The organism is Rhizobacter sp. (assembly GCF_031412075.1).
Classification (GTDB): Bacteria; Pseudomonadota; Gammaproteobacteria; order Burkholderiales; family Burkholderiaceae_C; genus Rhizobacter.
Window position 1 is genome coordinate 1 of the sequence record NZ_JANOCG010000544.1, and the last position, 5,275, is coordinate 5,275.

The 5,275-nt window shown below is 66.0% G+C and carries 5 protein-coding genes; 3 read left to right on the top strand and 2 right to left on the bottom strand.

The features are described from left to right. A partial coding sequence (gene purL, locus RMO40_RS20320) for a phosphoribosylformylglycinamidine synthase (RefSeq protein WP_309725243.1) occupies window positions 1–3,041 on the top strand: 3,041 nt, incomplete at its 5' end. Between the two features lie 21 nt (window positions 3,042–3,062). Beyond that, on the top strand, window positions 3,063–3,305 hold the full coding sequence (locus RMO40_RS20325) for a hypothetical protein (protein WP_309725245.1): 243 nt from the start codon (window positions 3,063–3,065) through the stop codon (window positions 3,303–3,305). 10 nt (window positions 3,306–3,315) lie between these two features. On the opposite strand, the gene RMO40_RS20330 is transcribed toward RMO40_RS20325, so the two are convergent. Then, the gene (locus tag RMO40_RS20330) at window positions 3,316–3,900 is read right to left on the bottom strand and encodes a TetR family transcriptional regulator (RefSeq protein ID WP_309725246.1); all 585 of its coding nucleotides are present in this window, start codon (window positions 3,898–3,900) and stop codon (window positions 3,316–3,318) included. Window positions 3,901–4,007: 107 nt separating this feature from the next. Here RMO40_RS20330 and RMO40_RS20335 point away from each other — a divergent pair, with 107 nt between their 5' ends. After that, window positions 4,008–4,826 (top strand): metal-dependent hydrolase, encoded by an 819-nt coding sequence (locus RMO40_RS20335; RefSeq protein WP_309725247.1) that lies wholly within the window; start codon window positions 4,008–4,010, stop codon window positions 4,824–4,826. Window positions 4,827–4,920: 94 nt separating this feature from the next. Here the strand turns inward: RMO40_RS20335 and RMO40_RS20340 are convergent. After that, a partial coding sequence (locus RMO40_RS20340; RefSeq protein WP_309725249.1) for a molybdopterin dinucleotide binding domain-containing protein occupies window positions 4,921–5,275 on the bottom strand: 355 nt, incomplete at its 5' end.

Sequence of the window (5,275 nt, forward strand, 5' to 3'; positions counted from 1 at the left end):
CGGGTTTTTCGGTCAGCAACCTGCACCTGCCGGGCACCGACGAAGCGTGGGAACGCGACCCCGTTGGTAAGCCCGCGCACGTTGCCAGTGCGCTGCAGATCATGACCGAGGGCCCGCTGGGTGGCGCGGCCTTCAACAACGAGTTCGGCCGGCCCAACCTGGGTGGCTACTTCCGTGTGTACGAGCAAACGGTCGGCGAGTTGCGCCGCGGTTATCACAAGCCGATCATGATCGCCGGCGGCCTGGGTTCGATCTCGGATTCGCAGACGAAGAAGATCGAATTCCCGGCCGGCACGCTGCTGATTCAGCTGGGTGGGCCCGGCATGCGCATCGGCATGGGCGGCAGTGCGGCCAGCTCGATGGCCGCCGGCGCGAATGCGGCCGCGCTCGACTTTGATTCGGTGCAGCGCGGCAACCCCGAGATTCAGCGCCGTGCGCAAGAGGTCATCAACCACTGCTGGGCGCTGGGTGAGGTGAACCCGATCCTGGCCATCCACGATGTGGGAGCGGGTGGCATCTCCAATGCCTTCCCTGAGTTGGTCGACGGTGCTGGCCGCGGTGCGCGTTTCGACTTGAGCAAAGTGCCTCTGGAAGAAACCGGCCTCGCGCCCAAGGAAGTCTGGTGCAACGAAAGCCAGGAGCGTTATGTGATGGCGGTGCGCGCCGATGCGTTGCCGCTGTTCGAGGCCATGTGCGCACGCGAGCGCTGCCCGTTTGCCATCGTGGGTGTCGCCACCGACGAGAAGCAGCTGACGCTCGACCAACCCGGTTCCGACGACCCTTCGACAGGCTCAGGGCGAGCGGGGATGGTGATCGACATGCCGATGGACGTGCTGCTGGGCAAGCCGCCCAAGATGCACCGTGACGTGAAGCGAGTGACGCGAGAGTTCGCCGCGCTCGATCTCAACGACGTGTCACTCGACAAGGTCGCGTTCGATGTGCTGCGCCACCCGACGGTGGCCAGCAAGCGATTCCTCGTCACCATCGGCGACCGCACCGTGGGTGGCCTCAACCACCGCGACCAGATGGTTGGCCCCTGGCAGGTGCCCGTGGCCGACGTGGCGGTGACGCTGGCCGACTACAGCGGCTTCCGTGGTGAGGCCATGAGCATGGGCGAGCGCACGCCCTTGGCCGCACTCGACGCACCGGCTTCGGGCCGCATGGCAGTGGGCGAGGCCATCACCAATCTGCTGGCCGCTCCCTTTGAGCTGCCGCGCGTCAAGCTCAGTTGCAACTGGATGGCTGCGTGCGGCGAACCCGGCGAAGACGCTGCGCTGTATGAAACGGTGAAGGCGGTCGGCATGGAGCTGTGCCCCGCACTCGGCATCAGCGTGCCCGTGGGCAAGGACAGCCTTTCGATGCGCACCCGCTGGAATGACGGTGAGGGTGACAACAAAGCGGCCAAGCAGGTCACTGCCCCGGTGAGCCTGATCGTCACCGCCTTTGCCACGCTGGCCGACGTGCGCCCCACGCTCACGCCGCAGTTGCAGCCTGGCGACACCACGCTGATCCTGATCGACCTCGGCAATGGCAAGAACCGCATGGCCGGCTCGATGCTGGCCCAGGTGCTGAACCAGTTCGGCGACGAGGTGCCCGATCTGGATGACCCGCAGCAATTGAAGGCCCTGGTCAACGCCATCAACCAGCTGCGCAGTGAAGGCCGGCTGCTGGCCTACCACGACCGCAGCGACGGCGGCCTCTGGGCGGCTGTGACCGAGATGGCCTTTGCCGGCCACCTGGGCCTGAGCCTCAACATCGACATGCTGGTCACTGAGGGTGACGGCATCAGCGACAGCCGAGCCGAATACGGTGACTCCAAGAACTGGGCCGGCCAGGTCAGCGCACGCCGTGCCGAGCTGAGCCTGCGCGCGCTGTTCAGCGAAGAGCTGGGTGCCGTGATCCAGGTGCCCACCTCCGTGCGCAACGAGGTCATGCAAACCCTGCGCGAGCACGGCTTGAGCAAACACAGCCACTTCATCGGCAAGCCCAACGACAAAGGTGTGGTGGAAATCTGGCGCGATGCCAAGGCCATCTTCAGCGCGCCGCTGCGTGATCTGCACCAGGCCTGGGACGACGTGAGCTGGCGTATCGCCCGGCTGCGCGACAACCCGGTCTGCGCCGATGCCGAGCATGAAGCAGCCGGCCGCGTGGAAGACCCGGGCATGCATGTGCACCTGACGTTCGACCCCATCTCCGTTCGCCCTGAGCCTGTCGAAGGGGCCCTGAGCATGGCGCTGGCTTCGACAGGCTCCGCCCGAACGGTGGGGGTGAAACTGACCCGCCCCAAGCTCGCCATCCTGCGCGAGCAGGGCGTCAACAGCCACGTCGAGATGAGCTACTCGATGGACCAGGCTGGCTTCGACACCTTCGACGTGCACATGAGCGACCTGCAAACCGGCCGCGCGCGTTTGGATCAGTTCCAGGGCTTCATCGCCTGCGGCGGTTTCAGCTATGGCGACACGCTCGGCGCCGGCGAAGGCTGGGCCCGCTCGGTGATGTTCAACCCGGTGCTGGCCGAGCAGTTCGCTGCCTTCTTCCAGCGCCAAGACACCTTCGCGCTGGGTGTGTGCAACGGCTGCCAGATGATGGCCGCGCTGTCGCCCATCATCCCCGGCGCCCGGGCCTGGCCCAAGTTCACGCGCAACAAGAGCGAGCAGTTCGAGGCGCGCCTGAGCCTGGTCGAGGTGCTCGAGAGCCCGTCGATCTTCTTCAAGGGCATGGCCGGCAGCCGCCTGCCCATCGCGGTGGCGCACGGTGAAGGATTCGCCGACTTCTCTCAACGGGGTGATGCCAAAGCCGTGCACCGCGCGATGCGCTTCGTCGACAACACCGGCGCTCCCACCGAGGCCTACCCGTTCAACCCGAACGGCAGCCCCGACGGCCTCACCTCGGTGACCACGCCCGACGGCCGCTTCACCGTGCTGATGCCGCACCCCGAGCGGGTGTTCCGCAACGTGCTGATGAGCTGGACCTCGGGCGACAAGAACGAACAAAGCCCCTGGATGCAGATGTTCCGCAACGCACGCCGCTGGGCTGACTGAAGCCGCACGAACGGAGACCCCATGCACAAGACACCGGTGAAGTACCTGGTCCTGATCGAGTCCGATGGCGCGATGCTGGCCAAGCTTTACGACGCTCTCTACGCCGAGGTGAACGACATCGACGCCGCCTCGGAAGAAGTCGCCGTGATGACCCAAGGTCTCATGCCGCAACGCTGCGGCAACGATGCCACCTGGTCGCGCGTGTTGGCTGGCCACGGCGAACCCGAACGCCGCGCGGCGCGTGTCTACACGCTGGACGTCTGAGCGGGGCGGGTCAGCGCGCGCCGTTCACCACGGCGCGCACGAACTGCGCGGCGGTATCGCTGAGTGCTTCGAGATCGCCGATGCGGTCGCGCTCGATCAACTCCAGCACCAACTCGTTGATGCCGCCCACGATGGTGACGGCCAGCGCCGGCGGCAGCGGCGGGTGCGTGGCCGAGGGCTGATTGACCAGCTCCAGGATCAGCTCGGCGAGGTGCTGGTTGACCCGCCGCCGCGCGGCCAGGCCAACCGCGCCCAGGCCGAGGATGGCGATGAACAACGTCTTCAGCAGCAGCGGGTTGCTCGCCAGGCAGGCGAAGTAGGCCCGCAGCGCCTGCTCGGCCTGCATCAGCGGGTCGTGCGCCGGGTCGATGGCCTTGCGAAGCACCGACAGAGCCTGGCCACTGGCGGCTTCATAAAGCGCAACCAGGCACTCTTCCTTGGTGCTGAAGTGTTCGTAGAAGGTGCGGCGCGATACCCGCGCACCGCCGGCCAGGTCGGCGATGGTGGTGTCGGCATAACCCTTGTGGGCGACCGCCTCGGCCATGGCGTCGAGCAGGCGGCGGCGGTGTTCGTTCTGGCTGTCGGGCGCAGGCATGGCTGTGCAATAGGTGATGAAAATGGTACTTGACAGTACCACATGGGCTTGGCACATTGCCGAACTGGTACCCATCAGTACCAACTTCAAACCCGAAAGACACCGCCATGACCGACCTCGTAGTGCGCCGCCTGCTGATCGATCTTGAAACCGCTGTGCCGCGCCGCTGGGCGGGGGGCGATGCCTTCGTCAGCGCCTTGTTCAACGCCTTGTCGATGAGCTTTCCGGTGGGCGAGCAGTTTTTCATCGACTCGCTGCGTGCGGGTGTCAAACAACTGCCTGAGGCCGAGCGCACACGCTACGCCACTGAAGTGCAGGGTTTCATCGGGCAGGAGGCCACACACCGGCGCATCCACGCGCTGTTCAACGGGCACCTCGATCGCCTGGGCTACACCAACACCTGGGAGGCGCGCATCACCCGCCGCACGCCGATGTTGGACCAGGTTGATGCACGCCACGTGGTGGCTGTCACGGCCGCCACCGAGCACTTCACCGCCATCCTCGCCGAGTGGATGCTGGGCCACAACGAGGTGCTCGAAGGCGCCGAGCCGCGCCTGCGCACCATGTGGCTGTGGCACGCATCGGAAGAGTCGGAACACCGCAGCACCGCCTTCGACATTTACCTGGCGCTGGGCGGCAGCCACGATTGGCGCGTGAAGTGGTTTCGCCGCGTGACCCTGCTGTTTTTGACCGACGTGGCGCGCCAGACGGTGCGCAACCTGTGGCACGACGGCGACCTGTTCCGCCTCAGCACCTGGCGCAGCGCGGCGCGCACGCTTTTTGGTCAGAACGGCCTGGTGCGTCGCACCTATCGACCCTGGCGTGCCTACTTCAAGGCCGACTTCCACCCGCGGCAGCAAGACGATGCACTGTCGCGCGATTGGCTGCGCAGCAATGCGGCGCAGTTTTCGGAAGTGGGGCGCTGAGCTCCCCGCTGTTTGCTGAATGAAGCTCCGTTCGGTCTGAGCCTGTCGAAGGGCCCTTCGACAGGCTCAGGCCGAACGGAGAAGCGCGAGGGCTTTAGCCGATCGCGCTCAAATGCACTGCCACGCCACCCAGCACGGCATTCCCCGACACCGGATCACGCAGGTTCTCATCGAGCACGGTGTTGAGGTTGCTGCCAGGCCGCACAGAAGCCAGTCCGAGCTGAGCACCCGGCAGGTTGTGCCCCCAGCCGTGAGGCAGGCTGACCACGCCTTGCATGATGGTGTCGCTGACCTCCACCTGCGCCTCGATGGCGTTGCCCGCAGGGCCCGCGATGCGCGCCATCGCACCATCCACCAGCCCCAGGCGTTTCGCATCGGCGGGGTGAACCATCGCCGTGCAACGGAACGGCCCCTTCGCCAACAGCGGCAGGTTGTGCATCCAGCTGTTG

What these genes read in the sequence shown, in the direction of transcription:
- RMO40_RS20325 (WP_309725245.1), top strand. Translation starts at nt 3,063, where the DNA reads ATGCACAAGACACCGGTGAAGTACCTGGTCCTGATCGAGTCCGATGGC.
- RMO40_RS20330 (WP_309725246.1), bottom strand. Translation starts at nt 3,900, where the DNA reads ATGCCTGCGCCCGACAGCCAGAACGAACACCGCCGCCGCCTGCTCGAC.
- RMO40_RS20335 (WP_309725247.1), top strand. Translation starts at nt 4,008, where the DNA reads ATGACCGACCTCGTAGTGCGCCGCCTGCTGATCGATCTTGAAACCGCT.